The sequence below is a fragment of the Alicyclobacillus sp. SP_1 genome (genome assembly GCF_024706985.1).
GTDB lineage: Bacteria > Bacillota > Bacilli > Alicyclobacillales > Alicyclobacillaceae > Alicyclobacillus_I.
Genome location: NZ_JAMCCX010000023.1, coordinates 13,614 through 38,013 on the forward strand (window position 1 = coordinate 13,614; position 24,400 = coordinate 38,013).

Consider the following 24,400-nt stretch of genomic DNA (forward strand, 5'->3'; position numbering starts at 1 on the left):
GGGTTTATTGCAGGTCGAGAATGCGTCCGTTCGGTTCCACGGTTCGAACGACCGTGACGTACTGTTCGGTATCCAACACGACGGCGTTGCCGCGTTCGTCTTCGGTGATGTCTCGCGAAACGTGTTTGCGCGTGATGCCGACGACCCAATGCCGCGTCTCACCCACGCCTATCGCACCGTCCAAAGCCCCAGCCGCAATCAGCGTGGCGAGATGGGTCCGTCGAAACGGCAACAGCGGTCGCTTCAATTCGGCCCTATCTGCGGACGCATCCAAGAGGTTTTCCGCGATGCGAAACACATCGCTCGTCGCGAGATCCTGAAGGAGTTCTGCCTCATCGAGCAAGGCGCCACGAAACAGAATCGGCTCGTCGAGGCTCCAAGCCGCAGGGACGCGCCACCGTGTATCTCCGGTGCCTAAGACCGGGATGGGCAGCGAGGCATCCTTGTGGACCGCGACCATAGCGTTAGCCACTTGACGTTCTGTATCCGTGAGGTCTCGGTTCGTCTGCAACAGTTTCTCGCGACGGCGTCCGAACACGACCCCTTGGGAAAACACGTCGTAGGCGTCGTCTTCGAACCGATAGAACGAGAGATCCGTATATCGGTTGACGAGGGACTGGACCAGGTCTTTGCCAAGGATGTATCGCGGCACCAGAAAGACCAAGATACCGTTTGGCGCGACGTACTTCGACAAGTCCCGAAGAAAATACAGTTCGCTACGCGACTCTAGGCCGCCTTGCCCGTAGCGCTGGTCGTAGGGCGGATTGAGAAACAAGCACTGCATGCTGGCGGGTGTGACCCTCGCCGATTCGTAGCCACAGGCGACCACGTGATCGAGACACGCCTGTGCTTTTTCTGCGCGTGCTTTGTCCAACTCGATGCCGTACGATACGCTGCCTGGCGCAGCCGAGTCTTGGAGTTGTCTCAAAGCCAAGCCTTCACCCGCACACGGGTCGAACAACCGCGTTGGACCCTCGAAGTCCAAATGGTGCAAAATCCGCGCCACTTGAGATGCTGGAGTTGGATAGTACCCTGCTTTGGCCACGCCTTCAAATCGCATCTGCGTCCCAGCCGACCTTGCTCCTCCTTGGAAACGGCAAGGGCATCCCCCACCGTCTCCAAGTCAAGCAAGACGGTGGGTTTCACCTCACCTTCGTCGGTTTTGTGTCAATTTAACGAACGGCCAATAACGTCGCCATGACGCCAATGCCCGCGGTCAATAAGCCGACCAGAACCGCAGTCCAGACACTCGTTCGCCCGGACAGTTTCATTTCAATGGACAAAAACTTCGCATCCATCGTGGATTCAAGAGACTCAAACTTGGCATCCATCTTAGATTCAAGAGACTCTAACTTCGCATCCATCTTGGATTCAAGAGACTCAACCTTCGTATCCATCTTGGATGCAAGAGACTCAACCTTCGTATCCATCTTGGATGTAAGAGACTCTAACTTCGTATCGAGATGTCGAATCTCTTGGCGCAGTTCGTTCCCTTGTTGGTCAATTTTTTGATCGAGACGGTCGATTTTTTGGTCGAGTGCGCGAATATCCGATTTGACTTCACGGACTTCGGCCTTCACTTCTCGAATGTCTTGATCCATGCGGGTGAGTTCATAATTGAGCGCTTGCCACGAGACAATGCGTAGATTGTTTTGTTCGTTTTTGGGTTCATCGTCCATAAGGACACCGCCGTTCCGTGAGTTCATTTGTCTCCGATCATAGCACATGCGGCTAAGATCGCGTCACCTCCCATGGGTCTGTTTAACTGGCCTGAGACGATGACATCGGTTGGAGCGATTGCAAAATACGGTGGGCCGCCTTTTGAATTCGACCCCCACTCCTTTTCAGGTGTTCGTTGGTGTCTTTCCCGGCCCAATGCGCAATGTACCCGAACGAGTACGACGACGTATCCAACCCCAGGGCATCGGAGACCACAAACGCTACCGATTCTGCTTCCAACTCTTGTATCTCCGACGCCTCGACGCGCTCGCTATCCGGCGCGGCGTGAAGGAGTCCATGCGCCCATTCGTGGATCAGGGTCTTCGCTTTGTGTTGCTCCTCTAGGCTCTGGAGCAAGGAGATGCTCTGCTGAACCCCATGAAAACAGCCGTTGGCCCCGTGTAAGTCGGGTGTCTCTGTGATGGGATAGGGACAGGCATCCCGTAACCTCGGCCAAATCGCCGCATCGCCTTCGAGACGAGGAACGGAGACTTCCGGCAACGGCTTGCCTTCCGTTTGCGATACGTCGAAGACGTACACGGTGCGAAAACCCACGAGAGACCGTTCTGGTGTGGTTTCGGACGTTTTCGCGAGGAGGGGCGCTAGGATCATGATCCCTTGCTCTCCCTTGCGAACGTGCCGACCCATCGTTTTCCACGTTTGAAATCCTGCGATGCGCGTCGCTTCAGGGCGTTGCAACGAGATGAGCAGAGTGTTTTGAAAGCTGTACGTGTGGAACCGCGCCTGACAGCGCAGATAACGTTTCCACGCGTCTTCCGAGAGCAACTGCTCCAATCCCTGTTCCAACCGTGACATGGCTTCTTGGACTTTGTCGTGCATATGGATTCGCTCCCATCCCGCCCCTTGCCACGAGGGACGGTGAAGATGTCCCGCGTGGCCGGGCGTGAAGAAGCTCTTATTTCCGTAATGCTTCCAACGCTTCTGGCGTGAACCACAGCCGATGGTTCAGACACGTCGCCGAGCAGTAGAGGTGCCCATTCTGGTCGTTCCATGCGTGCCTTCGTGCCAAGTGTTTGCCACACAGCGCACAGCACACCACGGTGATCGGCCGTTTCATCAGCAATTACCTCCTAGCGAGGCGTTCTCACATCTCAACGGATCGCGGTGGCGTCGGACATGACGCACCCATACGCCTGACTCCCATTCGTTCGCCACGTACAACGTGACGATGCTGTTGTGGCGTGGGTCGACGACGACATGAATCGGTTGCTCGCCCCATTCGCCGCGTTTCATGATCCGGTGTCGGTTGCGCTGGACGGTCACACCGTGTTTGGCGACGTTGGTCACCACGTCAATCGGCACGTGTCGTTCCAGGATGCGACGGACAGCATGTTCGGTGTAGGTTGGATTAAGCGTGACGGTCATTCCGTTCACCCTCCTCTTCGAGTGGACCGCGACGGACCGTCAGCACCGAGGCTAACGTGCCTTCGAGGTCGTTTTGTAACATTTCCGAGAGCACCGTCTCGTCGTCTGCGAACAACCTGTCTGAGATGCCCATGCTTTAGGCTCCCTTCGATAGGACGCTCGACGACGGTTGGGTCACGGTCAGGTCGCAGTCGGCGACGCGTGCGGCGATGGCTTGGCCTGCGAACGTCTCCTCATACAGGCGCTCCACACTCTCCGCGTTGTCGATGAACACCGGCAACACTTCCGGTACCGCCAGCGCCATGAGCAGTCTCGAGATTTCGAGGTCGCACCGGACGCGTTCGGACGTCGACAGCGTGCGGTACGGCTTGTCCTGCCACGTCACGCCAAACGCCTCTTTGATTTCGCCGTCTTCCGAGACGCGAAAGAGTTCCAGCTTCGCGTGCACCAGCGGCGCATTCAACTGCCGATTTTGGACTTGTACATACCGCCACTGGAACCGTTTCAGCACCTCGATGCGCGACGTGACGTGTTCCAGTTGGGCCGTGCATCGCGCGTGGTCGGTTCTCGCGGTGTCGTAGCTTTGCTTCGCATGCTCCCACCGTATTTTTTTCGCCTGGTACTCGACCATCGCGGCTTGTTCCTGTTGTGCAAGGTCCGCGTACGAAGCGAGGCTCGCTCGATGCGACGCGAGCTTCTCTTGCCAGGCGCGCGTGTAGTCGGGACTCGACATCTGCTCCAACTGACGTTTCAAGCGCTCTCCCTCTTGTTGGATCTCGCGCAGCAAGACTTGGATTTTGCCGTTCTTCGCCAGACGCTTGTTGTGGGCGATCGCTTGTTGTTCTTTGGGCAGCACCTGGTGACACGTCGGACAACGGTCCTCGATGTCCGGTACGATCCCTTGTTTCATCTCCACGTAGCGTGCGCGCGCCTCGTTCAGACGCTTCTCGCACTCAAGTCTCTCTTGGGGCACTTTCTCCAAGAGCATCTCCAGGCGCACCATGTCCTTTTTCGTGGCCTCCACCATAGCCAGTTTCGCGGCATCGAGAGACGGCACGTAAGGCTCCGGCTTCGAGGCGGAGAGTTCGGCTTTCCAGGCGTTCAGGCTGCCTTCCAGCCTTAGCAACTCGGCCTCTCGTTCTCTTTGCTCCTGTCGCAGCTGTTTCAGAAGCACGTCAGCCGAGTCCATACCCATACCCAAGGTCAGCGTCGAGAGATAGTCGCGGTCGGCGTCGTCCAGGTACATCAGCACTGTGGCCACGTCCACTTGACCGACGCGAGCCAGCACCGCTTTGGCTTCTTTCGGCTCCAGACCGCTGAAATATCCCGGAGCAAAGATGGAGAGGAACGTCGAGACGTCGCCAAACCATCGTTCCACGGCTCCTGGTTTCGCCTTGTTGCCGTTCATCAGGAGTTGGACCGCACCCTGCTCCGGTTTGATGCGAAGAAAGGTGAGGGTTTGTCCGCTCTCCGTCTGCCAGGACGTCTCCACGCGCATCGTCTTGGTGCCATGGCGCAGAAGGCGCGTATCGGCGTTCTTTTTGCCGGCCCCGTCCGTGCCAAAGAGACACCAGACGATCGCTTCGAACGTCGACGACTTCCCTTGGGCGTTGTGGGCTAATAAAAGATTCTCTCCATCGTGAAATCGGAAACTTTCTTGTGCAAAGCAGCGAAAGTTCTCAACCTGCATCGCCATGAGTTTCATGGTCATCGACCCTCTCTGAGTGGTTTTGGACAAACGCCAAGCCCCACGCAGCCGTGCGGGGCTTGGAAAAACCCCGCACGGAGGGGTGTATGCAAAAGACCAGCACAAACCAAGGGGTATCCCCGGTCAGTACTGGTCTTCAAGATTCGCCGAGTCTTCAGGCGTGAACGATCCTTGGTTCTTGGTTTATCGAAGCGCTTCTTCTAAGGTCATCGAAGCATTCGGTTCCATCTGTTCTGCATACGCATCGAGGGCCGCCATCAAAAACAGGCTGCCCGTGAGCGTGTTGCAGTGCTCACAGTATCCAAAAGGGACGTCGCGAATCACGACGTTTCGCTCTGGAACCGGATAATCGGTTCCGCGCACGGATAAGGTGTGTCCACACTCGGAACACGTCACCGTTTCCGGCAGATCGTATATCGGTTCCTGGTAGGCCGTGATCGAACGTTCCAACAGCAAAGACTCGTCGCCATGGGCCCAAAGGGCCGCTTTTAAACGCAACATCGCGCGCACCCTCTCTTCACGAATATCGGGTTCTCGAAGCATGGTTTTCAACCTCCTGCGGACATGTCCTACTCCTATTATAGAGGGTCGGTATGCCAACACATCCGTTGCGTAAAGGTTTTATCCCACAACCCATTCGAATCCGACGGATCGTAGACCGTCAGAACCGTGATCCAAGCCTCCCCTTGCTTCTGGCAGAGCACCAGATGGAGTGGCCGATACGTTTTGTGACCTGTTTTGGCGTATCCAAGCCAAATCCATTTGTCGACCCAACGCCCGGTCGCGTCCAAGAAACGCCGATGCCAAATGCAACTGCCGTTTTTGAGTGCCTCTGTGGTTTGCAAAGACGAAATCTTGCGAGAGACCTCTCGCTCATCGAGATGCTTGGTCCAAAGGACGTCTACGTTGTGTTCCAGTCGTTGAAGGACCCTTTCGGTTTGCTGCTCAGAGGCTACAGTCCCTTTCTGCCACGCCTGTCGGCGTCGGAGGCAGGACGTGTCCGAACAAACGGTCAAGGATTGAGATGGATGACCCATGAACATGCCCATCGGCTCTGCCACGAAGAGAGGTTCCCCCTCTCGTCGTGGTGACCGAGAGGGCTGCCCCCTTTCGTGGTTTAGTGGTGTGCTACAACATCTTTGGCGAGGCGCACCGCTTCCGGAACTCCGGCAAGCAGCACGTACGTGCCGTCTGGATTGTGTTTCGTCCAGCAGAGCACGCCTTTTTTCGTGTAAAACCGCTCAACTTTCTTCGCGGCTTTCTGATCTTTCGTCATCGCGATCACGCGTTTGGAAGCCATCGTTTCTCGTCTCCTTGGTTCTTAAAATGGTAAATCGTCGTCGGAGAGGTCCATATCGTCGGCAAACGGGTCGTCCTCATACCCCGCAGGCCCCCGAGGAGCGGGCTGCACCGGGATCGAACCTGTCACCGGTCGCGGCGGTGTAGCCGAAGGGCTACTGGTACCGTTGTTCGCCTTGTCCAGGAAACGCACCGACTCGGCGACGACTTCTGCGACGCGGACTTTGTGTCCCTCGCGGTTCTCGTACGACCGAATCTGAAGCCTTCCATCGACGGCGGCCAAGCGGCCTTTTTGCAAATACTGCGCCACCGTCTCGGCTTGCTTTTGCCACACGACGACGTTCACAAAGTCGGTCTCCCGTTCTCCGGCCGCATTCGGACGGGCACGGTCGACGGCGAGCGTGAAGCTCGCAACCGCCGTACCGCTGTTCGTATAGCGCAGTTCCGGGTCCTGGGTCAGGCGTCCAATGAGGACAATACGATTCATCATGCGTTTTCGCTCCTTTGAATGGGGTTAGCTCGCCGAAGACTGCGTTGCCGTCCACGGCTTTAGTTGGGTCATCTCGATGAATTCGGGACGAAGCGTACTGGGGACGCCTTGCACCGCCTCGACCCTACTGCCGACTTCCAGTCGTTTCAGCAGGGACAGATGCGTCGTGTCGTGCGTGCAGTACGTCGTCGTCTGACCGTCGGCGTCCAGGAGCTTGAGAAAACCCCAACGAACACGGTCGTACGTCTTGATGGCGACATCGACCACGACCAGCGGCTCTTTGGGAGCCTTGGCCGCTTGAATGTCCACATCCCGGACCAAGTTGTCTTCGATGTACAAGTCATCGGGCATCTCATCCGAGACGTCGACCACCGGGGCATCGAGGACCATCGTCGGGATCCGGTGAATGAGTTCTCGGATCTTCACGTCCTCCAGCTTCAAGTCCAGCACGTACACCGTCTTGGTCTTCCCATCGGGACTCACCGTCTGCGGCACGACCCGCAACTTGAGCGGGATCATCGCAATGCGGCCGCGCGTGAGTTGACGGATCATCTGAACGCAAGCTGTGAGGTTTTGCGATCCGAAGTACGACGTCGTGTCGATCTCCCAAATTCCAATCCCTGGGACATCGGGTAACAAGAACAACAGTCGTGTCAACGGTTTGCACTTCTTCTCTTTGAAGATCGGGCAGTCCTTATACAAACACGGGACGTCCACATATCCGCCCTGATCGTCGGCACGTCGTGCCGTTTCGCCGTCTCCTTTGCACCACAGTTCGCTTTTCCCAAGGGCTCCCCGATACGCCGACAGATACTGCGGCATAAACACTTCCGGGTCGTCCGAAGGGAAGGCGATGGTGATGTCTTTCGGCTGGTCTCCGTACACGGCGTGGAAGGCGTTCGCCGCTTCCGTGGTCGTGTTGACCCCATCGGCGCGCACCACAAAATGGTCGGTCGCCGTAGGGTAGGTCTTCCCACTTGGGTGTTCTTGCTTGAGACCGAGATAGATTTTGCCTACCCTCGGCAAGCGTTTGGGCTCACTGAAGCCTTTGATCATGCGTTCCTCCTCCTTGGTAAGAGGCCAGAAAACACAAAAAAGCGAACACCAAAACGCCCCTCGACTCCCCCACGGGAAATCCTCGAGACGCTTTTGCGTTCGCTTTTTATGAGCAGGCCAAAAAGAACCTGCGGTATCGTGTTTTCCAGCCTACTCGGCTTGGGTCTTTCGGCAGTTCGAAAAGCCTGCCAGCATGAGCACAGCGGGTCACTGCGCGAAGTGTATCACATCTGCGCCTGGACACTTTAATTTACCAGACTGCTGCGCAGAAGGCCATAGTGTAAGCAGTTTTACGTCTGCTCCGTGCCTGGGTACTGCTTTAACCCGAAGCTGGCACGTCAGGGTACAGGTGGTGCTTGGGAACCCAGGGACAACGACGGTGAGAGGCGACCTACGACGTCTATCAAGGTGTCGCTACGGAGTAGCCCTTGATGCATCCACAACTCGTCACGGAGTGACTCAGGCGCTGGGATGGAAAAAGTGTTGTACAACCTCATCATACCCCCTTCAAACCTAGAAAACAAGCCTACTCTCTCCCATTCATGGAACAAAGCGGATGGCGTTCTTGAGAACGCTCGACCCGGCGGAGAAAGGGGCTCCAAGGCGGATTGTGCGAAACCTCAAAAGTCCTGAAGGTGCATCCAAAGCGCACAGAACGCAGGTACTTCCCACGAAACGCCCCCCGTTCCCATCTGCGTTCGAAAGAAAAAAGCCAACTGCCATGAGTTGGCGTGTTGTCCTTCGTATCAGGCGTTGTCCCAGCCTTAGAACACGAGCATGCAGAGGAACGAGGCGAACGCGATCAGACCAATGCCTCGATCTTGCCAACTGCCGGTTTGCACAAGGCGAACACCCAACCGCTTTGGCCAGGGCCAAAGGAGCGGCACCCCCCCTGCCACGGCATCGGCGAGGAGGTGCAAGAGGTAGCCCAGCAGCACTCCAATGGAGAGCAGGGGCCAATGCAGCGAGGCCCAAGCTGCGGGCATGGGACTGGCCAACGCAGCTGTGGCCAGCAGGGCGACGGCCAACAGACTATGCGTGAAGGTCCGGTGCTTGCTCCACATCGCTCCCACACACCACAGCACAAGCCCAGCCGCCGCGAGGATCGGCACGACGTGCCTGAACGCCAGATACCCTATCCCCAGTGAAAGAAGTCCTAACCCGATGCGGCGCGACCCATTGTGCGCGGTTCGAGAGGCAAGGGTCAGGGCCAACACACCGGCCCACGCAACCCACAGCGACGCGAGATGTAAGAGAAACACCAGCCCAGCCGCTCCGAGCAGGGTCGTGAACACGACAACCTGTTCGAGCTTGCGAGAAGCAAGGCTATGGAACTCATCCAGGTCTGGCAACAGAGAACCGAACAGACAGGCGACAAGGTATCCGAAAAACCACGCTATCGAGGGGGCGGCATGGGCCACCAGCATCCATCGAAACAGCGGTTGCTCCGGTGTCCGCAACAGGATGGGAGCGGTGAGAACGGCCCCTACTGCGCCCATCGCCATGTGACTGCGCCCCATCATCCGCTACACCTCCTATCCAACCAACGAGCCTACGATGAGTTTTTGATCGTCGTCGCAACGATGGACTCGGATGAGCACTTTATCGCCCATGCGAAATACGGTACGCTCTGCCGCGACGACCGACCGACACAGCACCCCATCGTGCAAGTACGCGTACAACACATTCCCTCGCATGCCACGGACGGTCCCCGACCATATCGAGCCCGCTGTATACTGATGTTTGCGCACATCGTACGGATTGGCCTGTGCTTCTCGACGGGAGACGATGAGCCGGGTTCGCTTCCTTCGCTCGTCCTGTTGGAGTATCTTCACATCGATCATATCGCCCCGTTGAAGCACGTGCGGCGCATTGACGTCGTATGACACGTGGGACAGCGGTAAAAACGCTTCAAATCCTCCTACATCCACCAGGTATCCATAGTTGTTGCGTCGTCGAATGACGCCCGTCCAGGTGACGCCCGGACGCACTTTGTCCAGATTCGCTTTTTGCATCGCTTCCAGGGCACGACCCCGCGAAAACAAGTACAGCGTGCGTCCTTCCGCCGTATGAAAACGATCCGGCATGCAGGCCAGGTATTGCCCCACGATCCGCGGCCACGAAGCCGTATGGCGCATGCCGCTTTCCGACAACGGGATATGTCCGAGGAGCTGTCCGAATGCCACAATGAGCGCGGGTTCCTCATGCCACTGCTGACCCTCAGCCGTCTTGTGGTAGTGACGGATGGTTTCGTAACCTACCACGCGCGCCTGCACGATGGTGTTGTTGCTCCGAAATTGGAAATACGCGTTTTGGGCTTCGTCTTCGGTCTGGAGCGTCTCTTTGCCAAGTAAGGCTCCTTCTGCGGTGATGTTGATATAAATGTCTTGCATCGCTCTCTCCCCTTTCGGTTAAAACGGCATGCTACGCGTCGACTCCAGTTGGGCTTCCCACACCTTGCCGTTGAAGGCAATACTGAGGATGCGATCATAGCCTAGGTTCCGACACCGTTCTTCGGCGTGTCGATAGGCGATGTCCACTAAACGGGCGACGTCTTCTTCAAAATTGCTGTCAGGCGGTGGGACTTCAAACAACGGTAGCGTGAGCACAAACGGCTGTGCCCGACCTTTTTGGAAGCTCCGAATGCGAATCGATGGACCTTTGTTTTGTTTTTCTTGTTTTTTGCTGACCACCCTTCGCAAAATGCGCAGTTCCTCCGCTGGCTCCATCCCGTTTCCTCCTTTCCGTTGAGTTGTTCTTATTGCACCAAACTTTCGCGGCTTGGTTCGGACATTTTTAGGACAACTTTCACAGCAGGCTATGACTCAACAAGACGAGTGCGTATCCGCCCCATAAAAACGGGACCAACGCCAGTTTGCCGTGCCTTCTGCGCACCACAGCGTGCGCTAAGAGGAGGCCAAGGCTGGCCGCGATCCCTTCGAGCGATAGCATAGGGCCGAGCGTGGCTCCAAGCGCCAGCAGCATCCATCCATCGCCACTGGCCATATGGGCGAACCGATGCAACACGCCCCACATCATCGCCATGAGCCAAAGACCCAGCCCAGACGATACGAGCGTCAAGAGACTACCAAATTCCCAAAATCGCAAGGTGATGCCCATCGCGAACAGTCCGATCAGCCAAAGCACCCGAAACCGCCGATGTTGATAGTCTTCCCACGCCGCAGGCATCATCCAGAGCAGCGCATTTCCAAGCAGCATCATCACGATTCCATCCTCCGCACAAAGACGTCGTAGTAACGACCGTGATACGTCGCTTGCCAATGTCGGGAGTGGTCTAGGAGCGTAGCGAGCGGTGCCGTGCGCGCAAGGGCTGCGTAGCGAATGCGCTCGCTTCTCAGCACGTGCATCGCGGACGGCCCCGCCAGAGTGGTTTGCATGTAGGTACGCATCATGCCGTCGGACAAGTACAGCCCTGTGCGGCCGTCGATGGATACGGGAATGCCGACCGTCTCCAACGTGCCGCCGAGATCGTACCCATTCCATAGCCGCCAGTGGGGATGTTCACGATGGATACGTTCGACGACGGATACGACCTTCGGTTCGAGTTTTGGCACAGCATGGTCTGTCAGTGTGCCACGGATGGGCAAGACTTCGAAGAGACTAAGACCGGCCAGTCCGAGCGCGCACCCGAGGGCAGCACCTGCAGGCCATCGCAACGCCTTCCGAGGCGCACGGAGAGAGGCCAGCGGTGTCCCCCAAAGCGGCAACAACAGACACACATACGACCCAAATCGCACGGCTTTGGCAAAGAGCACGAGGGCTACGAGCAGTAGCAACGTGTCCCACAACGACATCGGAGCCTTCACGATCAATCGCCATATCGTCCATCCCAGTCCAGCGATCAAAAGACCTGCTGTATACAGTTCGGTGGCTACAGGCGGCTGCCATTCGAGGATGTATCGGCCGATGTGTGCCCCCAACGACAGCCAGACCACAAACTTCCACAAGGCATATCCCCGAGGATTCAGACCGGTCAGTGCGGTCATACCCACACCCGTCCACAGGGCCTGTTTGCCCCACGCACGGTCTTGCTCGTGCTCCAGCCAATGCAGGCGAAACGTCGGGAGATACGCCACCATGCCTGCCCCGAGGACGAGTGCGATACCGAGCACAAAACTGCCATGGACGTTCACCCATACGACGTCCAGAAGCAGGAGCGAGAGCGTGGCTTGCCACCGATACCGTTTCGCTAAGTACAGCAACCACAAGGTGCAGACCACAAAGAGATACGACCAGGTCTCCGCGCGAATTTGATCCCAAGGGAGCGAGAGCACCGCCATAGCGGCCGTCACGGCTTTTGGATACGCTTGTCCGCGTGCTTGCAACAGCAGGGCGAGCAGGGTCCACGTGGCGGTGGACACCAAGGTCATGAGCAAGACCACGCCTCGGAACAAAAACGCTTTGGAGACCCACGACAGCACCACGTCGAACCCCCACTCTTGCGCGACCCAGGGATGGCCGAACGCCGTCCAGGTCCAATGATCGTGCATGGGGACATGCCGATGCACGATCATCCAATGCCCGAAATACGCACTCCAGATCGTATCGGACGTTTGAAACGGCGTTTTATAGAGTGTCAAAAAGAGCAGCGCGATGCAAAGTGTCCACAGGCTCCAGGAGACCCGACGATTCACCATAAGGAACGCCCTTCTCGGAAGCGTTTGGGGATGGCTGGCTCTGGTCGAGGCTCTGGTCGAGGCTCCGGTCGAGGCTCCGGTCGAGGCTCCGGTCGAGGCTCCGGTCGAGACTCCGGTCGAGACTCCGGTCGAGGCTCCGGTCGAGGCTCCGGTCGAGACTCCGGTCGAGACTCCGGTCGAGGCTCCGGTCGAGACTCCGGTCGAGACTCCGGTCGAGACTCCGGTCGAGACTCCGGTCGAGACTCCGGTCGAGACTCCGGAGTATGCGACGGTGTTGGGTGCGATGTGACACCGCGATCCTGTCCTTGCATGGCAGCTAAGCAACCTAATGCGTTGGCCCACTGGGCATTCTGGAGCACTTCTTCCGACGCGTGCAACCGAATCGATGCGCTGGGCGGATCCAACACTTCAGCGCCTCCCCCTCCCCAAAGTACCGTGCGGATGCGTGCCTTTTGCGGTCCCCACAACTCGAGGACCTGTGTCCGTAGCGTCGTCAGAAGCCGTTGTTTGGCCCGGTCGACCTCGGCGGGGAAACGCCAATCCTGCCCGGCATAAAACATAGTGCCCCGCTCGACGACACGTTCGGCGAGCTCGGTCTCCAGTCTCGTCCCTGTTTGTGCTTCAAAACTCTGACGGACCACCGCCGTCAAGTCTCTGGTTCCGTGATCCAACGTAGCCGACAAGGCGTCATGCACGAACCAGTCCTCTCCGAGACGCTCCAAGACGACGACTTCGGTCGTCTCTCCACCGACGTCGATGAGGGCCAAATATCCATCGTCGAAGGCGAGCAGGGGCGTCCCCATCAAGAGATACGCACTCACAAGGCCCTGAGCAAACGTCTCCACGCTCTCGATGTGGTAGGAACGTGCTGCTCTCCCCGGTACCCGAAGCTCGGGCGTCTGTCCTTTGAGTGTCTGTGCGAACAACCGTCCCTTCTCGACATCCCGGTACGGAAAATCCAGACTGAGATGGATCGGCTCGTCTTGGCCGAGCATCGCGATGGCCGCCCAAATGAGCAGTGTGGCCGAACCGCTCTCAAATCGTGTGTTGCCAAAGACGTATTCGGGGAGTAGACCAAATCGTTCGGCCATTTTCCCAAGGTAGACATGCTTCTCTCCATCCTCAGCGACGAACGACATCTGCATCGTGTCCGAAGAGGGCAGTACGGATCCCTTGAGGCTATGCACGGGACGCGGTTTGCCGGGCGCATAGACGGAGCGGAACAGGACGCGTTCTCCGGTGTCGGCGACCGCTTTGACGTATCGATTGCCTAGGTCGATGGCGATGTTCATCAGGTGTGTGCCTCCTTTGATTGCCATGCAAGACTGTTGGAACTCGGAAGATAGGATGTTTCGCGCAGGTGGCCCTGAGCAAAAAAGACGACTTGCGGAACACCCTCGATGTAACGCCAAGGGGACTCATGGAGCAGACGATAGACCGGGAACGACTTCCCTTCTTGATGTTCCGCCAAGCGTATCTGGGCCATTTCCTCCTCCGGAGAAAGACGCGGCAAGACGACCACCAAGACCACGTTCTTGGCGTCGGAGGGAATGGCTTTGAGCAGGGCTGCAGCACGCCAACTGGAGAGAAAGACACACGTTCGTTGACGGGCGGACAACCTCGTACTCTTGCCATCCATGCCAACGACCGGTATGTCCTCATAACGCGCCGCCTGACGTTCTGGAATCGTCGTTTCGAGGCGTGCGTTCAGCCGAGGTGCGCGCGTGTTGGCGTGGATCGAAGAAGAGGGTGGACGTGTTCGACTGGGCAAGTTCTCCGCCGCCAGCGATACACCCGCCAGTACCAGCACGCCCAGACCGAGTACACTGCCTTTGCGCATCCAACGTTGCATCAACCTAAAAACACTCCCTTCATGGCTTCATTGTCCACGAAGGGAGTGCCGGTGTTCGGACATTTTTAGGACATCTTTAGCGGTCCAGAATCCGCTGCCATAGGTGGACTTCCCATGGCCTACGCTTGGCTTGGAGGGCACTCCAGCGTTGTTGCATCCGGATACCCCGAGGCAGCGGCGCCGAGACGACCTGATGTGCCCATCCCAGCCCGCCAAGCGCGCGTTCCGATATCCTCCCAAGCAGTCGGTTATACGTGGCTCCGACCACGATCATCGAAGCGTCCTTGGGCAATCGGTCTAGCGCCTGTTGGATGGAGGCATGGACCTGTTCTTTCCCCTGCCATGCTTGAAAGTGCACTTCGTACACGCGCGTGGACGGTTGCCACGCCCCCGTCACGTGCACCATGCGTCGCTCTAGCCAAGGATGAAGCGGAATGAACGATACACTCTGGTTTTGATTGTAAGCTTGAAGAAACCGGCCATAGAGCCCGGACACAATCATGCCCATGATGATATAGGCGAGCCACGCCGCCACCAGCCATCGGACCCCACCGTGAGCGATGCACACGATCATTGCAGCAATCACAACGATGATCGCACAAACAAAGCTTCGCCTTTTGTTTTCCGCGATCAGTTGAAAGGGCACGATCCCTGGATACAGAGGACTCCACGTACTGAACAGCAAACTTCCCCATCGCAAGCATCGTTCCATCGTCATAACCCACTTTCCGAAGGAGCATCGAAGGAAGCCGTAGGAGCCACCGTCCAGACAAACGGCTGAGGCTGCACGGTGCCCGAGTGGAGTAGGCCGCTCAACACGCTCAGCGCGGCATACACTCCGTGCGGCTGGTATTGCACGTGCACCGTCAATTGCTCCGTCTGAGGACTGGGGAACGTCACCGCTACCTGAGACACCTGCATGAGGTGCTCGATGCCGGTCGACGCCATCTCCGTCTGCCACGTTCTTGCCGTCACCGCTTGGGCCACGGAGGCTTGAATGCCGGAGGCAAACGTGGTGCCATCGACACCGGATTGTGTGTCGTATTCGGCTTGCGTCACGCCGCTGACGACGGCCGACTGGGCCGTATTGTAGAGGATTTCATGCGCTTGCAGTACTTTGACCGTAGAGATGGCAAACCAAAGCACGATCAAAGAGAGCGGGAACGCGACCGCAACGAAGACCAGAGTGTCTTCCAGATCGCCACGGACGGTCCAACTAATTTTCCAGCGCCGTAAACGAGCTCTCCGTACCATTGGGCCACAGCACCTCCCCCACATCGTCCGATGCACTGGCAGCGGTCAACGCTAGGTCGTCGTTCGTGATGACCGTAGGATTCGATAAGCCCACTCCCTCGACCGTGGCGCTCTGGATGTCCGGGCCATAGACGTCCACTACAGCCCCACGACTTGTAGGATCGAGATACATCACGGCCGTCACGGATGGGCCAGGTGGAACCCAAGTCACAGCCACGTTTTGACTGGTCGCGAGCGCCGTTGCAACCTGCGATTTTGGCCCGTAATACGCGTAGTAATCTTCAGTCGCCCCAACCCCTCGGCTCACGAGAGCAGCGACCCTGTCCCCTGCGCCTGACCAGGCTACGGTCTGTCCTGTTGTGGCATTGTAGAGACCCACCCCGTCGACACCGTTGCCGGATACGGAACTGGTCGCGGTGAGCGTGACCGGATCGGTCGTTGGCACGCGCGTTCCGCTCGCTTCGATGGAGACCGCATCCTTTGTCGAACCGGCAGGGTCGGCGACAAAGTCATAGACGGCTTGTCCGGATGCGGTGCGCAACTGTATCTGACACACATCGCCGGGGTTTAGACGTTCGGTACCTCGATTCAGATCTTCGATGCCGGTCACCTCGATCTCGTTTGGCGTCCATGCGGCATACGTGATAGCGAGACCACTGGACGGACTCCCAGCAAACCACCCTTCGGTGAGGTCTCGAAACACAAAGTGGGCTTGCATCGTGGTGCCAGGTACCCCTTGAGGGGCCGGGCCGAATCCGTACCCCTCGACGTAGAGATGCACTTGCGATCCGATCTCATCCAACTGTACGGCATGGATGGCGACCGGGGAGGGTGAAGCCTGCGTCACCAGGGCATGCAGTCCATTGTGCGGATAGTCCAGTGCCTCTGTGGCCACTCTCGTGACAGGTATCGTATCCGGGATCCCTAGCACGTGGGTGAGCACAGGAAAGACGGACAGGTTATGCGTGACCGAGACCTGCACCATGTCGTCTTGATGGACGGTCTGTACCCGAATATCCGTGGACGGTTCAAACCAAGGCAGTCCCGCTTCGGCCGCATCGTCGATGGCTGAGGTATCGGCGGTGATGGCCGCAACACTGGCCGCTCGTTTCGCTGCTGCTGCCAACTGATTGGCCATGTGTCCATAGAGTGCGAAGAACAGCGTGCCAAAGAGCATCAACAACGCCACGAACATCCACCAAACGCGCGTGAGCAGCGTCGTCATACTTGATACACCACCCCCTGATTGGCCTCGGATGAGAGGGCAAAGACTCGGACGGATGTGATGGGGACCGTGGGTCCGACCTCGTGGATCAAGTGAGCCACGGGCCAAAACACGGGCCAATGGTAGGTGACTCGAACGGCTTCTTCCGAGGGACCCGTGGGCAACCATTGCACGTCCCTGTCGGCGTTAAACAGGGACGTGCCCCCTTCGGTGGTGGGGAGACGTTGGTCGATGACCGACGTCATCCACGCGTCCACCAACGACGGCGCTTCGCCTGCTTCGGCCATCTTGGAGCCTTGAAACGATGCCGTACTGACCGTTGACCACACGTGAACCAAGGGCATCGCCAACGTCAGCGAGACGGTGAGCACGAGGACCCACGGTAACAAGGTCCATACTTTCGTGAGCAGTCCTTCTTCCATGTTTGGGCCTACTTTCCGCCGACCATCGACCACACATGACCTACGGTGGGTACGAGAGCCGAGGGGAGGACGAGAAAGAGTATCCAAGGCCATACTTTTGTGATCCACTCATCCATGGTTTCACTAGCCTCCTTTGCTCTCAAACAGTCTGCTTTAAGCGACCGGGAAATTGAACGCATTGCTCGTGGTGTTAATACTGGTTCCTAGGGCGTTTTCGACAAAACTGAGCACCTTGGGGCCAAAGATGAGCAGCACGGCGACAATGACCGCCACAAACATCCAGGCTCGACCCGTCATTTCTTCGAAGCTGCCCGGCAAAGCGGCCATCCGAAAGGTGGCCCAATAGGCGTGCAGACGACGTTGTCCTCTCAAAATGCCTTCTTTCACACGTTCGAACGTTTTCACAAAGGCTCTCCCCTTTAAAATTGATGAAATACGCCTCCCAACATCCCCCACAGAAACAGCATGACGTCGAGGACGATGGGGCTCACAAAAAACAACAGAAACTTGAAGTAGACGACTTGTCGAGCATTGGTTTTAAGAGATTCCATGCGATCGTGCTCGTTGTCGCTCAATTCTTGCAAGGCTTGCGAGATTTTGTCGACCATCGGTGCTCCGTATTGACTGGACTGGCGCAGCAGTTTGGCCACCGTGGACAGTTCCGGATGGTCGACTTGCTCCGCGAGGTACGACATAGCCTGTGCAAACGTCATCGCCCGCATCAAGGCCAGCACATCGAGCAGGAGGTCGCGAAACACCCCGTCGACTTGCACCAGTGTGTGTTCCAACGCCTGTTGAGGGCTATCCCCGCGTTCTACGTACAGCCGCAAGAACAGCAAGAACGTCTTCATCTGGCGAGAGATGTCTCGATGACGTTTCTTCACAGCTCCCCGCAGTTGGAGCAACGGCAGACACCATCCCAACACCGCGAGCGCTGTGGCCAGCATCCAACCGTGCGTCAGCACGTGCGTCAGAGCAAAGCTCAACAAGGCCAAGATCCATTGCTTGCGTTCCACCGAAGCGGCACTTTGTTTCGACCCTGCCTTACGAATCCAGCGTTCGTACACGGGATGCCACGGTTCGAGCGGTGACTTATGCACGCGGTACACGCGTTGCGACCCTCCGTAGAAATCCGCACGAACGCGGGCTACCACCTCTTTTCGCGCCGCTGCGAAGGAAGCCACGAAGAGCATCCCCGCAAAGCACAGCATGCCTCCGACGATCCATGCGACCAACGCCTCTTACACCTCCTCTCCCCTTCATGCTGACAGACCTTCAAGCTTTCGTTCGGACATTTTTAGGACAACTTTTCAGTGCGGATGGTTTTGGCCATCTGGGATACGCCGATGAAAAACACGATCAGCGTCACCCATTCACCCAACTGCAACAAGGGCGACAGATGCAGCGAGGCCGAACCGAACAGGACAAACAAGACGAGCGCGACAAACAGGCCCATCGCCACGGTTCGAAAGAGCGAATTCTGCTGTGCTATCTGTTCGTGCGTCCGGATTTGCAGCGCCATGACGTGCCGAGTCTCGCTCCAGAGCGCCGATAGGGAAGCGTTGCGCTGCTCCGCTTCTTTCGTCAGACGAGCCAACAACGTGACATCGTCGACCCCGAGTTTTTCGGCGCGAAGGACGAAGGCATCGACCAAGCGCATCCCCGGTGCCTGTCCCAGTTCGTTGATGATGCGAAATTCACGCCGGATGACGGGAGAGACAGCACTTTTCTCGATCTCAGAGCAAGCCTCTTCGAGCGTGCCGGAATGCAGCGTCACAATCCCCGTGTCGAGCACATCTCGGAGCAAAGCACGGCGCAAGCGGACGAGATAGCGTGCCGAAAGTTCGGAGACCACCTGCCTTGGCAGCAGCGTGCAGAGCACGAGCACCGTGAGCGTCAGCAGTATGGAGAGATGCAGCACCATCGTCGCACCGAGGACAAACAGCACAGCCAAAGGTCCATAGCCTCGCTCAAGGGTTCGAATCGGGATGCGGATGCCGATCCGTTGCAGATCGGTATCGAGTGTGCGCCCATACCGACGCCACCACGTATCCGGACGACGCATCCAGCGGGTTTCGCCGAAAAACGCGCGCAGTTGAGCAAGATACTCTCTTTGGGACGCTTGTCGAGACTGGTGGACGAGCAAGACCGCAAGTCCTCCCAACACGGTCACAATCAGCGCGATGCTCATGCGATCCCTCCTTCGAGCGCATCCGGCACGGACAGATGATGCTTCTGTAGCAAGCGGTGCATGCGCTCCGATAGCCCGTGATAGCGCACCTCGTCGCCCACCCGTTCAAAGACCGTCCGATACGACACGCTCGTCTCCGTCGTCTCCAACACCTCTGCGATGGCCGTCACTTGCGGCGGGCGTTCGGGCAACCACTCCAGGCAGACGATGTGGTGAAATACCGTAGCAAACAACTCGTAACACCGTCGTTCGCTCGGTCGCTCGGGCGCGGATTGCAGCAAGTTCACGAAGGCTTCGATGACTTTTTTCGGGGTCACCGCATGCGTTGTGGTGGAGAAAAATCCGCTGGTCATCATGGCGACATCGACGGCACGTAGGGCGGTCGGTCCATCGCGCATCTCTGCCACGACGATGTTGCGGAAGTTCGAGCGTTTCGCATCCAAGAGATTTTGTGCAATCGTGATTTCTCCCACATCTTCTCCGTTGGGATGTTGCGTCCAGTAACGGACAAAAAAACCTCCCTGCGGCCGGGCGTCCGGCGTATCTTCGAGGATCCCGGTCAATTCGTCCTGGGGCAGATAACCCAGCAGGACGTTTTGCAACGTGCTTTTGCCCGCTCCGGTCGGTCCCCCCAAAATCACACTGGACCGAGTCTTCGGGAGCAAGACCAAGTACTCTGCCATGGGCTGAGTGAGCATCCCACTGGCGACGAGCTCTTCCAACGTCCACTCTCGGCCAAACCTGCGGATGGCCAGCAGCGGCTGATTTCGTTCGAGGCGATATTCAGTCCCGTCTGCAAAGTGACTGAATCCAGCCGCTTGACTGCGATACATGAGCCTTGTCCCATCCAAGAAGATCGCATCGAGACTCGGAAGCGACAAATCCAAGTGAAAGTCTTTCCCGAGCTTTCGCTCGACCCACTCTCGCACCTCTTCGAGACTTTGAAAGTGCACTTTGCCGCCATCGTCTCCAACGTACCAAGCCACTTTGCCCGCTTTCTGATACAGCACCCCGTACGTACCGACGACCCATACGTCGGTGACAAACGGGTCGAGAAACAACGGTTGCAATCGTCCGTAGTGGTACAAATCCACACAACACGCTTCGATGGCGTCGGTCGGCCGCACCCCGTACCACTCCACCTCTTTGCGCTGGACCAGTTTGGCGAGATAGGCCCTCGTCTCTTGTTCGGTCGGATGCGACCGCATGAAATCCAAATCCTGACGCAGTTTGGTGAGGAGCGCCTCTTTTTGTTGTTCGAGCCGAGTCGAGCTTTTGTGCAGGGACGGTTCGCGCAGGGCCAACGCACTCGCAATTTTCCGATCCATCGACGCATTGCGATTGTTTTCAATTTCCCCGAGAAGATCGGCTAGGGTGGGTCCGCTCATGATCGACCTTCCTTTCTGGCGTGGAGTGCGACGTCTTTGTCCTTTGGGCTTTCGACGCTACGTTTCCTTGGCTTCCTTGGCTTCCTTGGCTTCCTTGGCTTCCTTGGCTTCCTTGGCTTCCTTGGCTTCCTTGGCTTCCTTGGCTTGGTATCGGGGAGGATGCGTGGCCCTCCCCTTGTTCGATGAGGGCCACACTGACGTTGTGTCCGTTGAGATCGCTGAACAGTTGCACATAAGTCGTCCGTGGCATCCGCACAAGCAGCATGGGAGACGCATTTTTCGTCGGTACGCCGAGCACCGATTCGTAGCCCGTATTTTGTAGCACGAAGACTTGGCAGCTGACCACGGCCTGGCCGACGACGCCGGATAAGTCGACGGTCGTACCCGCAGGGATGTACTCTTCCAGCGCACCGACTTTGTAGCGCACCGGGGCGACCACGTCCCCTTCCCCTGTCGTGGCGTTGACGAGCGATTGCACATTGGTGTTGTCATCGAAGATCGCGCTGCGTACTTGTTCCCCCGGCAAGAGGGCCATGGTGGTCATCCGATGCTCCACCCACAGCGCACTGTGCAAAGCATCGCTGGCTACAGCAGCGACGGGCAAATCCCGGATCACAAAATCGTTGGGCGTGACAAACGTGTAGGGGGCAATCGACTTCGCGGCTACCAAGACGGGCTCTGTTTTGCGCGCCTGATAGACCGCCCATCCGCCGAGCACCGCAGCGGCGATCCCCACCACGATGCCGCCGTAACGATACAGCCGAGAGGCTTTCAATGGGTCGACACCGCCTTTTTCCGTAAGATTCTGCCCCACACAGAACGCCGTGGGTTCGGCGACACCAAAGCGGGCAGCTGCAAAGACAGACTCGTAGCCACCAAAGCGTCCAAGAGCGGTTTCATTGCTTTCGCGCTCTCCGCCTTGGGTTGCTCGATGGCGATGGCTTGATGCTTGGAACGTGCCATAAAATAAGCCGGATCCTCTGGGATTGCAATTTCAACAGGCACGGTCAACTGGCGTTCCATCTCCGAGAGCTCCAGTTGTTTTTGCTTGCCGAGATAGGCCCGATTGAGCACAATGTGCAGATGCTCTGGCGATTTGCCGACCAGCAAGGGATGCGTCATGAGATCGATCGTATCCTTGTACATCGGGTATTGGACGGGATCGTGCACGCCGCAAAGAATCAGCTCGTCGGCACAGAGCAGCGCTTCGCGCAGGGTCTCTGTAAACGAGGCGTGCGTGTCCATCAAGATCCAATCAAAATACGGCGAGACTTGATCGATCATCCAGGCCAGTCCTTGAGGAGGGACGACATCTTGGCGGCCTGGAGCGGCCACGAAGGCAAAACCGTATCGCTCGTCGCGCTCCACATGTTCGGACACCGTACGCTCCGTCAAGCGTTCTGAGGAGCGCTGTTTGTACAGATGCATCCAATGTTCCGTCGTCATGGACAGGTGTCCGTGCGTGTTGGCCAAGTTGCCAAGCGTCCCGCTCGGATCGAGATCGATGCAAAGCACACGCAGTCCCGCTTGCACCGCATAGGCCGCCAGGTTAAACGTCAATCCGGTCTTGCCGCCTCCGGTGCCCGTCGTGCGAAGCGGGGCGAGCACGAACAGTCGCGCTTTGCGATGCACCGACTCGACCTGGGTTGGCCCAGTCTCCAGAGCGGCCACGGCCACGTCAGGGTTGGCTTGAGCCACCGATGCTTGAGCCACCGATGCCACGGGATAGGTCTTGGCTAGGTACTCGACCAACTCGGCATCGCCTAAGACCTCTGGAATCTCTTTGAGTTGACGGCGAAGCGTCCAGGTCACTTTCTCTGCGACGGCATAGACCTCCCACCCCCAGGCTTGTAGCTCTGCCATCGTCTGAGGAGAATACCCGACGGCATCCACAACCACCCCATCGGGCTCGACGCCGACGAGTTCCGTGAGATCAGAGACGACCTGCACCGCCCAAGGTGCCAGAGCTTGTCTTCGCAGTTCACGACGTTCCGAGCGATCCAGCAAATACACGACGTTTCCCCTCCTCCAGGCTTTGTAACAAAGCTCGGCATTGTCCTTTCAAGGCTTCTCCATGCGTGACCAGCGGTTCCCCTCGAACGATGGCCTCCGCCTGCCGTTCCTCCCACGCCCAAAACACCATCGTTGCGTCCGGAAAATACCGCGTATATTCCTCGCGGTCGAGCGGAAGGTGCGAGGGACAGCGATTGATGACCACCGCATCGGCTGTCAATCCTTCCGTCATCCGAAGATGATGCATGTCCGCCGTCAAGACCAACACCCGAAACACCTGCGCGGCAGGGTGTTCCCACGTCAGATAATCCTGCAAGGCCACATCCAGGACCCACCGAGCCTCGTCCATCGTGTCGAGACAAGCACGCAACGACGGTTCCGGTCCTTCGTCAAACGGATTGCGGGTGCGAATCGTTAAAGGGCCGCGTCGAATGGGATGGGTAAAGTGGAGCAAGGCTTCTCCCGATTCCTCTCCCAGCCACGTGGAGAGCGTCGGTCGAAATCCCGCCTCGACGAGCGTACAGGGGGCCTGTTCTGCCCACGTACTCGCCAAAGACAGCGCGACAAAGCTCGTGCCTGCCCCAGGCAAGCCCGATACCAACAGACCCATCGCATCGTGGGCTTTGGAAGAAGCCGATGGCGAGGGCAGAGGGGGCGATGTCTCCCTTCTCTCTCGACCCGTTTGCGCCGTGTGTGCTTTTTGCAAACTCTCTTCCAGCCAGTGAACCAGTTCGTCCGGTTCGAGAGACTCGACGAGCAGGACGGAACATCCTAAAGATCGCAGCTCGGTTTCAAACGCCACATCGTCTCGCACGGTGCCCAGATACCACAGGATCGCCCCCGTTTGTGCCAATCCTTTGAGTGCTTGGAGTATCGCCGCATCGCTCATGCCGTCAAAGCGTTCGTCCGAAAGGAACAAAACGTTTCCAGAAAGCGCCTCCGAGGAGAGGTTCGCAAGCGCTGTACCCTCTTCGAGCATAAGGCCCCTTCGGTTCGCCATCGACTCTACAAAAGGATGGATGTCCGGAAAATTCGTCCCATCGTACACAATCATCCCCATGCCCCCCTTCGAACGTCCACATCCAGTGCGGTTTGAAATCCGCACAGCAAGGCTTCAGAGGTCTCTAGCTTCGGTAAATCCAGATTCAGCGTGTGTTGCATATAGTGCGTATACCCATACCCCATCGCACTGTCCGTCCACACTTGAAGCGGGAACATCTCAGGTAACCTGGCAAAATCGCGTGCATCTAGGATGTCATCCGCAATTTCGAGTGCCAGCACCAATTTCGAGCAAAGTCCCAACAACGGATAGAGACACCGGCGCAACACATCGATTTCAGCATCGAGCAACTCTCGCATGCCTCCCAGACGAAGCAGCACCGTCGGTTGAACCGCGCGTGTCCGCAGGACCGCATACACCTCTTCCAAGGCGTGGATGAATCGCGAGAACGTGTCGGCACGGATGACGACGCTCTCCGAAAGTGGGACTCCGGAGAGTCGTATCGGATCCTTTAGGATTCGCTCCGGAAACCAAAGGGGATCGTGTACTCCGTCCACGCAAAGGACCGAAGCCCCTTCTTCGGTCCACCGAAGCCATGTGCGACCGAGCCATGCGTGCGTTGACAGGCACTCTTGCTGGCCGAGGACGAGCAACTTCCTATCGGATGGGATCTGAACGGTTTCGAGCGATGGGTAGTGTACAAACGATAGGCTTTCCAACACGTAGCACCTCTTTCTTT

The 24,400-nt window shown here is 57.6% G+C and carries 31 protein-coding genes; all 31 read right to left on the reverse strand.

Going from position 1 to position 24,400, the window contains the following annotated elements:
- Positions 1 to 4 precede the first annotated feature (4 nt).
- On the reverse strand, positions 5 to 1,060 hold the full coding sequence (locus M4I36_RS07400) for a DUF6094 domain-containing protein (RefSeq protein ID WP_258111096.1): 1,056 nt from the start codon (positions 1,058 to 1,060) through the stop codon (positions 5 to 7).
- 112 nt (positions 1,061 to 1,172) lie between these two features.
- Positions 1,173 to 1,706 (reverse strand): apolipoprotein A1/A4/E family protein, encoded by a 534-nt coding sequence (locus tag M4I36_RS07405; RefSeq protein WP_258111097.1) that lies wholly within the window; start codon positions 1,704 to 1,706, stop codon positions 1,173 to 1,175.
- A gap of 55 nt (positions 1,707 to 1,761) precedes the next feature.
- On the reverse strand, positions 1,762 to 2,559 hold the full coding sequence (locus M4I36_RS07410) for an ArdC family protein (protein WP_258111098.1): 798 nt from the start codon (positions 2,557 to 2,559) through the stop codon (positions 1,762 to 1,764).
- A 76-nt stretch (positions 2,560 to 2,635) separates the two neighbouring features.
- Positions 2,636 to 2,797 (reverse strand): hypothetical protein, encoded by a 162-nt coding sequence (locus tag M4I36_RS07415; RefSeq protein ID WP_258111099.1) that lies wholly within the window; start codon positions 2,795 to 2,797, stop codon positions 2,636 to 2,638.
- Positions 2,797 to 3,105, reverse strand: a complete 309-nt coding sequence (locus M4I36_RS07420) for a DUF4258 domain-containing protein (RefSeq protein ID WP_258111100.1) — start codon at positions 3,103 to 3,105, stop codon at positions 2,797 to 2,799. Before M4I36_RS07420 ends, M4I36_RS07415 begins: the two co-directional genes overlap by 1 nt.
- A complete protein-coding gene (locus M4I36_RS07425) occupies positions 3,089 to 3,238 on the reverse strand; it encodes a hypothetical protein (protein WP_258111101.1) in 150 nt (49 codons plus the stop codon). Before M4I36_RS07425 ends, M4I36_RS07420 begins: the two co-directional genes overlap by 17 nt.
- A gap of 3 nt (positions 3,239 to 3,241) precedes the next feature.
- A complete protein-coding gene (locus M4I36_RS07430) occupies positions 3,242 to 4,810 on the reverse strand; it encodes an AAA family ATPase (protein WP_258111102.1) in 1,569 nt (522 codons plus the stop codon).
- 186 nt (positions 4,811 to 4,996) lie between these two features.
- Positions 4,997 to 5,356: a YgiT-type zinc finger protein gene (locus M4I36_RS07435; protein ID WP_258111103.1), complete on the reverse strand. Its 360-nt coding sequence runs from the start codon at positions 5,354 to 5,356 to the stop codon at positions 4,997 to 4,999.
- A 35-nt stretch (positions 5,357 to 5,391) separates the two neighbouring features.
- The gene (locus M4I36_RS07440; protein WP_258111104.1) at positions 5,392 to 5,874 is read right to left on the reverse strand and encodes a hypothetical protein; all 483 of its coding nucleotides are present in this window, start codon (positions 5,872 to 5,874) and stop codon (positions 5,392 to 5,394) included.
- Positions 5,875 to 5,930: 56 nt separating this feature from the next.
- Positions 5,931 to 6,113, reverse strand: a complete 183-nt coding sequence (locus M4I36_RS07445) for a hypothetical protein (RefSeq protein ID WP_258111105.1) — start codon at positions 6,111 to 6,113, stop codon at positions 5,931 to 5,933.
- A 21-nt stretch (positions 6,114 to 6,134) separates the two neighbouring features.
- Entirely contained in the window at positions 6,135 to 6,602 is a 468-nt protein-coding gene (locus M4I36_RS07450) for a single-stranded DNA-binding protein (RefSeq protein ID WP_258111106.1), read from the reverse strand.
- 24 nt (positions 6,603 to 6,626) lie between these two features.
- Complete coding sequence (locus tag M4I36_RS07455) at positions 6,627 to 7,658, reverse strand: recombination directionality factor (RefSeq protein WP_258111107.1); 1,032 nt, start codon at positions 7,656 to 7,658, stop codon at positions 6,627 to 6,629.
- 764 nt (positions 7,659 to 8,422) lie between these two features.
- On the reverse strand, positions 8,423 to 9,181 hold the full coding sequence (locus M4I36_RS07460) for a metal-dependent hydrolase (RefSeq protein ID WP_258111108.1): 759 nt from the start codon (positions 9,179 to 9,181) through the stop codon (positions 8,423 to 8,425).
- Positions 9,182 to 9,193: 12 nt separating this feature from the next.
- Complete coding sequence (locus tag M4I36_RS07465) at positions 9,194 to 10,051, reverse strand: S1 RNA-binding domain-containing protein (RefSeq protein WP_258111109.1); 858 nt, start codon at positions 10,049 to 10,051, stop codon at positions 9,194 to 9,196.
- A gap of 18 nt (positions 10,052 to 10,069) precedes the next feature.
- Complete coding sequence (locus M4I36_RS07470) at positions 10,070 to 10,387, reverse strand: hypothetical protein (protein ID WP_258111110.1); 318 nt, start codon at positions 10,385 to 10,387, stop codon at positions 10,070 to 10,072.
- Between the two features lie 79 nt (positions 10,388 to 10,466).
- The gene (locus tag M4I36_RS07475) at positions 10,467 to 10,883 is read right to left on the reverse strand and encodes a hypothetical protein (RefSeq protein WP_258111111.1); all 417 of its coding nucleotides are present in this window, start codon (positions 10,881 to 10,883) and stop codon (positions 10,467 to 10,469) included.
- A complete protein-coding gene (locus tag M4I36_RS07480) occupies positions 10,880 to 12,316 on the reverse strand; it encodes a hypothetical protein (RefSeq protein WP_258111112.1) in 1,437 nt (478 codons plus the stop codon). The genes M4I36_RS07475 and M4I36_RS07480 overlap by 4 nt, the downstream gene beginning before the upstream one ends.
- The gene (locus M4I36_RS07485) at positions 12,310 to 13,608 is read right to left on the reverse strand and encodes a ParM/StbA family protein (protein WP_258111113.1); all 1,299 of its coding nucleotides are present in this window, start codon (positions 13,606 to 13,608) and stop codon (positions 12,310 to 12,312) included. Before M4I36_RS07485 ends, M4I36_RS07480 begins: the two co-directional genes overlap by 7 nt.
- On the reverse strand, positions 13,608 to 14,171 hold the full coding sequence (locus M4I36_RS07490) for a hypothetical protein (protein WP_258111114.1): 564 nt from the start codon (positions 14,169 to 14,171) through the stop codon (positions 13,608 to 13,610). The genes M4I36_RS07485 and M4I36_RS07490 overlap by 1 nt, the downstream gene beginning before the upstream one ends.
- 73 nt (positions 14,172 to 14,244) lie before the next feature.
- Positions 14,245 to 14,880 carry a hypothetical protein gene (locus tag M4I36_RS07495; RefSeq protein WP_258111115.1) on the reverse strand — a complete coding sequence of 212 codons (636 nt, stop codon included), beginning with the start codon at positions 14,878 to 14,880 and terminating at the stop codon, positions 14,245 to 14,247.
- A 2-nt stretch (positions 14,881 to 14,882) separates the two neighbouring features.
- Positions 14,883 to 15,422 carry a hypothetical protein gene (locus M4I36_RS07500; RefSeq protein ID WP_258111116.1) on the reverse strand — a complete coding sequence of 180 codons (540 nt, stop codon included), beginning with the start codon at positions 15,420 to 15,422 and terminating at the stop codon, positions 14,883 to 14,885.
- Positions 15,385 to 16,647 (reverse strand): hypothetical protein, encoded by a 1,263-nt coding sequence (locus M4I36_RS07505; RefSeq protein WP_258111117.1) that lies wholly within the window; start codon positions 16,645 to 16,647, stop codon positions 15,385 to 15,387. The genes M4I36_RS07500 and M4I36_RS07505 overlap by 38 nt, the downstream gene beginning before the upstream one ends.
- On the reverse strand, positions 16,644 to 17,069 hold the full coding sequence (locus tag M4I36_RS07510; protein WP_258111118.1) for a hypothetical protein: 426 nt from the start codon (positions 17,067 to 17,069) through the stop codon (positions 16,644 to 16,646). The genes M4I36_RS07505 and M4I36_RS07510 overlap by 4 nt, the downstream gene beginning before the upstream one ends.
- A 153-nt stretch (positions 17,070 to 17,222) precedes the next feature.
- Positions 17,223 to 17,474 carry a hypothetical protein gene (locus M4I36_RS07515; RefSeq protein ID WP_258111119.1) on the reverse strand — a complete coding sequence of 84 codons (252 nt, stop codon included), beginning with the start codon at positions 17,472 to 17,474 and terminating at the stop codon, positions 17,223 to 17,225.
- Between the two features lie 14 nt (positions 17,475 to 17,488).
- Positions 17,489 to 18,304 (reverse strand): hypothetical protein, encoded by an 816-nt coding sequence (locus tag M4I36_RS07520; protein WP_258111120.1) that lies wholly within the window; start codon positions 18,302 to 18,304, stop codon positions 17,489 to 17,491.
- Between the two features lie 62 nt (positions 18,305 to 18,366).
- Positions 18,367 to 19,260: a hypothetical protein gene (locus tag M4I36_RS07525; RefSeq protein ID WP_258111121.1), complete on the reverse strand. Its 894-nt coding sequence runs from the start codon at positions 19,258 to 19,260 to the stop codon at positions 18,367 to 18,369.
- Complete coding sequence (locus M4I36_RS07530; RefSeq protein WP_258111122.1) at positions 19,257 to 20,648, reverse strand: ATPase, T2SS/T4P/T4SS family; 1,392 nt, start codon at positions 20,646 to 20,648, stop codon at positions 19,257 to 19,259. The genes M4I36_RS07525 and M4I36_RS07530 overlap by 4 nt, the downstream gene beginning before the upstream one ends.
- Positions 20,608 to 21,423 carry an SAF domain-containing protein gene (locus M4I36_RS07535; protein ID WP_258111123.1) on the reverse strand — a complete coding sequence of 272 codons (816 nt, stop codon included), beginning with the start codon at positions 21,421 to 21,423 and terminating at the stop codon, positions 20,608 to 20,610. The genes M4I36_RS07530 and M4I36_RS07535 overlap by 41 nt, the downstream gene beginning before the upstream one ends.
- On the reverse strand, positions 21,420 to 22,661 hold the full coding sequence (locus M4I36_RS07540) for a MinD/ParA family ATP-binding protein (RefSeq protein WP_258111124.1): 1,242 nt from the start codon (positions 22,659 to 22,661) through the stop codon (positions 21,420 to 21,422). The genes M4I36_RS07535 and M4I36_RS07540 overlap by 4 nt, the downstream gene beginning before the upstream one ends.
- Positions 22,630 to 23,715, reverse strand: coding sequence for a hypothetical protein (locus M4I36_RS07545; RefSeq protein ID WP_258111125.1), 1,086 nt, complete (start codon positions 23,713 to 23,715; stop codon positions 22,630 to 22,632). The genes M4I36_RS07540 and M4I36_RS07545 overlap by 32 nt, the downstream gene beginning before the upstream one ends.
- A complete protein-coding gene (locus M4I36_RS07550; protein WP_258111126.1) occupies positions 23,712 to 24,383 on the reverse strand; it encodes a hypothetical protein in 672 nt (223 codons plus the stop codon). Before M4I36_RS07550 ends, M4I36_RS07545 begins: the two co-directional genes overlap by 4 nt.
- Positions 24,384 to 24,400: the final 17 nt, after the last annotated feature.

Excerpts from the sequence above, each read along its gene's own strand:
- M4I36_RS07400 (WP_258111096.1), bottom strand. The coding sequence starts at position 1,060 with ATGCGATTTGAAGGCGTGGCCAAAGCAGGGTACTATCCAACTCCAGCA.
- M4I36_RS07405 (WP_258111097.1), bottom strand. The coding sequence starts at position 1,706 with ATGAACTCACGGAACGGCGGTGTCCTTATGGACGATGAACCCAAAAAC.
- M4I36_RS07410 (WP_258111098.1), bottom strand. The coding sequence starts at position 2,559 with ATGCACGACAAAGTCCAAGAAGCCATGTCACGGTTGGAACAGGGATTG.
- M4I36_RS07415 (WP_258111099.1), bottom strand. The coding sequence starts at position 2,797 with ATGAAACGGCCGATCACCGTGGTGTGCTGTGCGCTGTGTGGCAAACAC.
- M4I36_RS07420 (WP_258111100.1), bottom strand. The coding sequence starts at position 3,105 with ATGACCGTCACGCTTAATCCAACCTACACCGAACATGCTGTCCGTCGC.
- M4I36_RS07425 (WP_258111101.1), bottom strand. The coding sequence starts at position 3,238 with ATGGGCATCTCAGACAGGTTGTTCGCAGACGACGAGACGGTGCTCTCG.
- M4I36_RS07430 (WP_258111102.1), bottom strand. The coding sequence starts at position 4,810 with ATGAAACTCATGGCGATGCAGGTTGAGAACTTTCGCTGCTTTGCACAA.
- M4I36_RS07435 (WP_258111103.1), bottom strand. The coding sequence starts at position 5,356 with ATGCTTCGAGAACCCGATATTCGTGAAGAGAGGGTGCGCGCGATGTTG.
- M4I36_RS07445 (WP_258111105.1), bottom strand. The coding sequence starts at position 6,113 with ATGGCTTCCAAACGCGTGATCGCGATGACGAAAGATCAGAAAGCCGCG.
- M4I36_RS07450 (WP_258111106.1), bottom strand. The coding sequence starts at position 6,602 with ATGATGAATCGTATTGTCCTCATTGGACGCCTGACCCAGGACCCGGAA.
- M4I36_RS07455 (WP_258111107.1), bottom strand. The coding sequence starts at position 7,658 with ATGATCAAAGGCTTCAGTGAGCCCAAACGCTTGCCGAGGGTAGGCAAA.
- M4I36_RS07460 (WP_258111108.1), bottom strand. The coding sequence starts at position 9,181 with ATGATGGGGCGCAGTCACATGGCGATGGGCGCAGTAGGGGCCGTTCTC.
- M4I36_RS07465 (WP_258111109.1), bottom strand. The coding sequence starts at position 10,051 with ATGCAAGACATTTATATCAACATCACCGCAGAAGGAGCCTTACTTGGC.
- M4I36_RS07470 (WP_258111110.1), bottom strand. The coding sequence starts at position 10,387 with ATGGAGCCAGCGGAGGAACTGCGCATTTTGCGAAGGGTGGTCAGCAAA.
- M4I36_RS07480 (WP_258111112.1), bottom strand. The coding sequence starts at position 12,316 with ATGGTGAATCGTCGGGTCTCCTGGAGCCTGTGGACACTTTGCATCGCG.
- M4I36_RS07485 (WP_258111113.1), bottom strand. The coding sequence starts at position 13,608 with ATGAACATCGCCATCGACCTAGGCAATCGATACGTCAAAGCGGTCGCC.
- M4I36_RS07495 (WP_258111115.1), bottom strand. The coding sequence starts at position 14,880 with ATGGAACGATGCTTGCGATGGGGAAGTTTGCTGTTCAGTACGTGGAGT.
- M4I36_RS07500 (WP_258111116.1), bottom strand. The coding sequence starts at position 15,422 with ATGGTACGGAGAGCTCGTTTACGGCGCTGGAAAATTAGTTGGACCGTC.
- M4I36_RS07505 (WP_258111117.1), bottom strand. The coding sequence starts at position 16,647 with ATGACGACGCTGCTCACGCGCGTTTGGTGGATGTTCGTGGCGTTGTTG.
- M4I36_RS07510 (WP_258111118.1), bottom strand. The coding sequence starts at position 17,069 with ATGGAAGAAGGACTGCTCACGAAAGTATGGACCTTGTTACCGTGGGTC.
- M4I36_RS07525 (WP_258111121.1), bottom strand. The coding sequence starts at position 19,260 with ATGAGCATCGCGCTGATTGTGACCGTGTTGGGAGGACTTGCGGTCTTG.
- M4I36_RS07530 (WP_258111122.1), bottom strand. The coding sequence starts at position 20,648 with ATGAGCGGACCCACCCTAGCCGATCTTCTCGGGGAAATTGAAAACAAT.
- M4I36_RS07545 (WP_258111125.1), bottom strand. The coding sequence starts at position 23,715 with ATGATTGTGTACGATGGGACGAATTTTCCGGACATCCATCCTTTTGTA.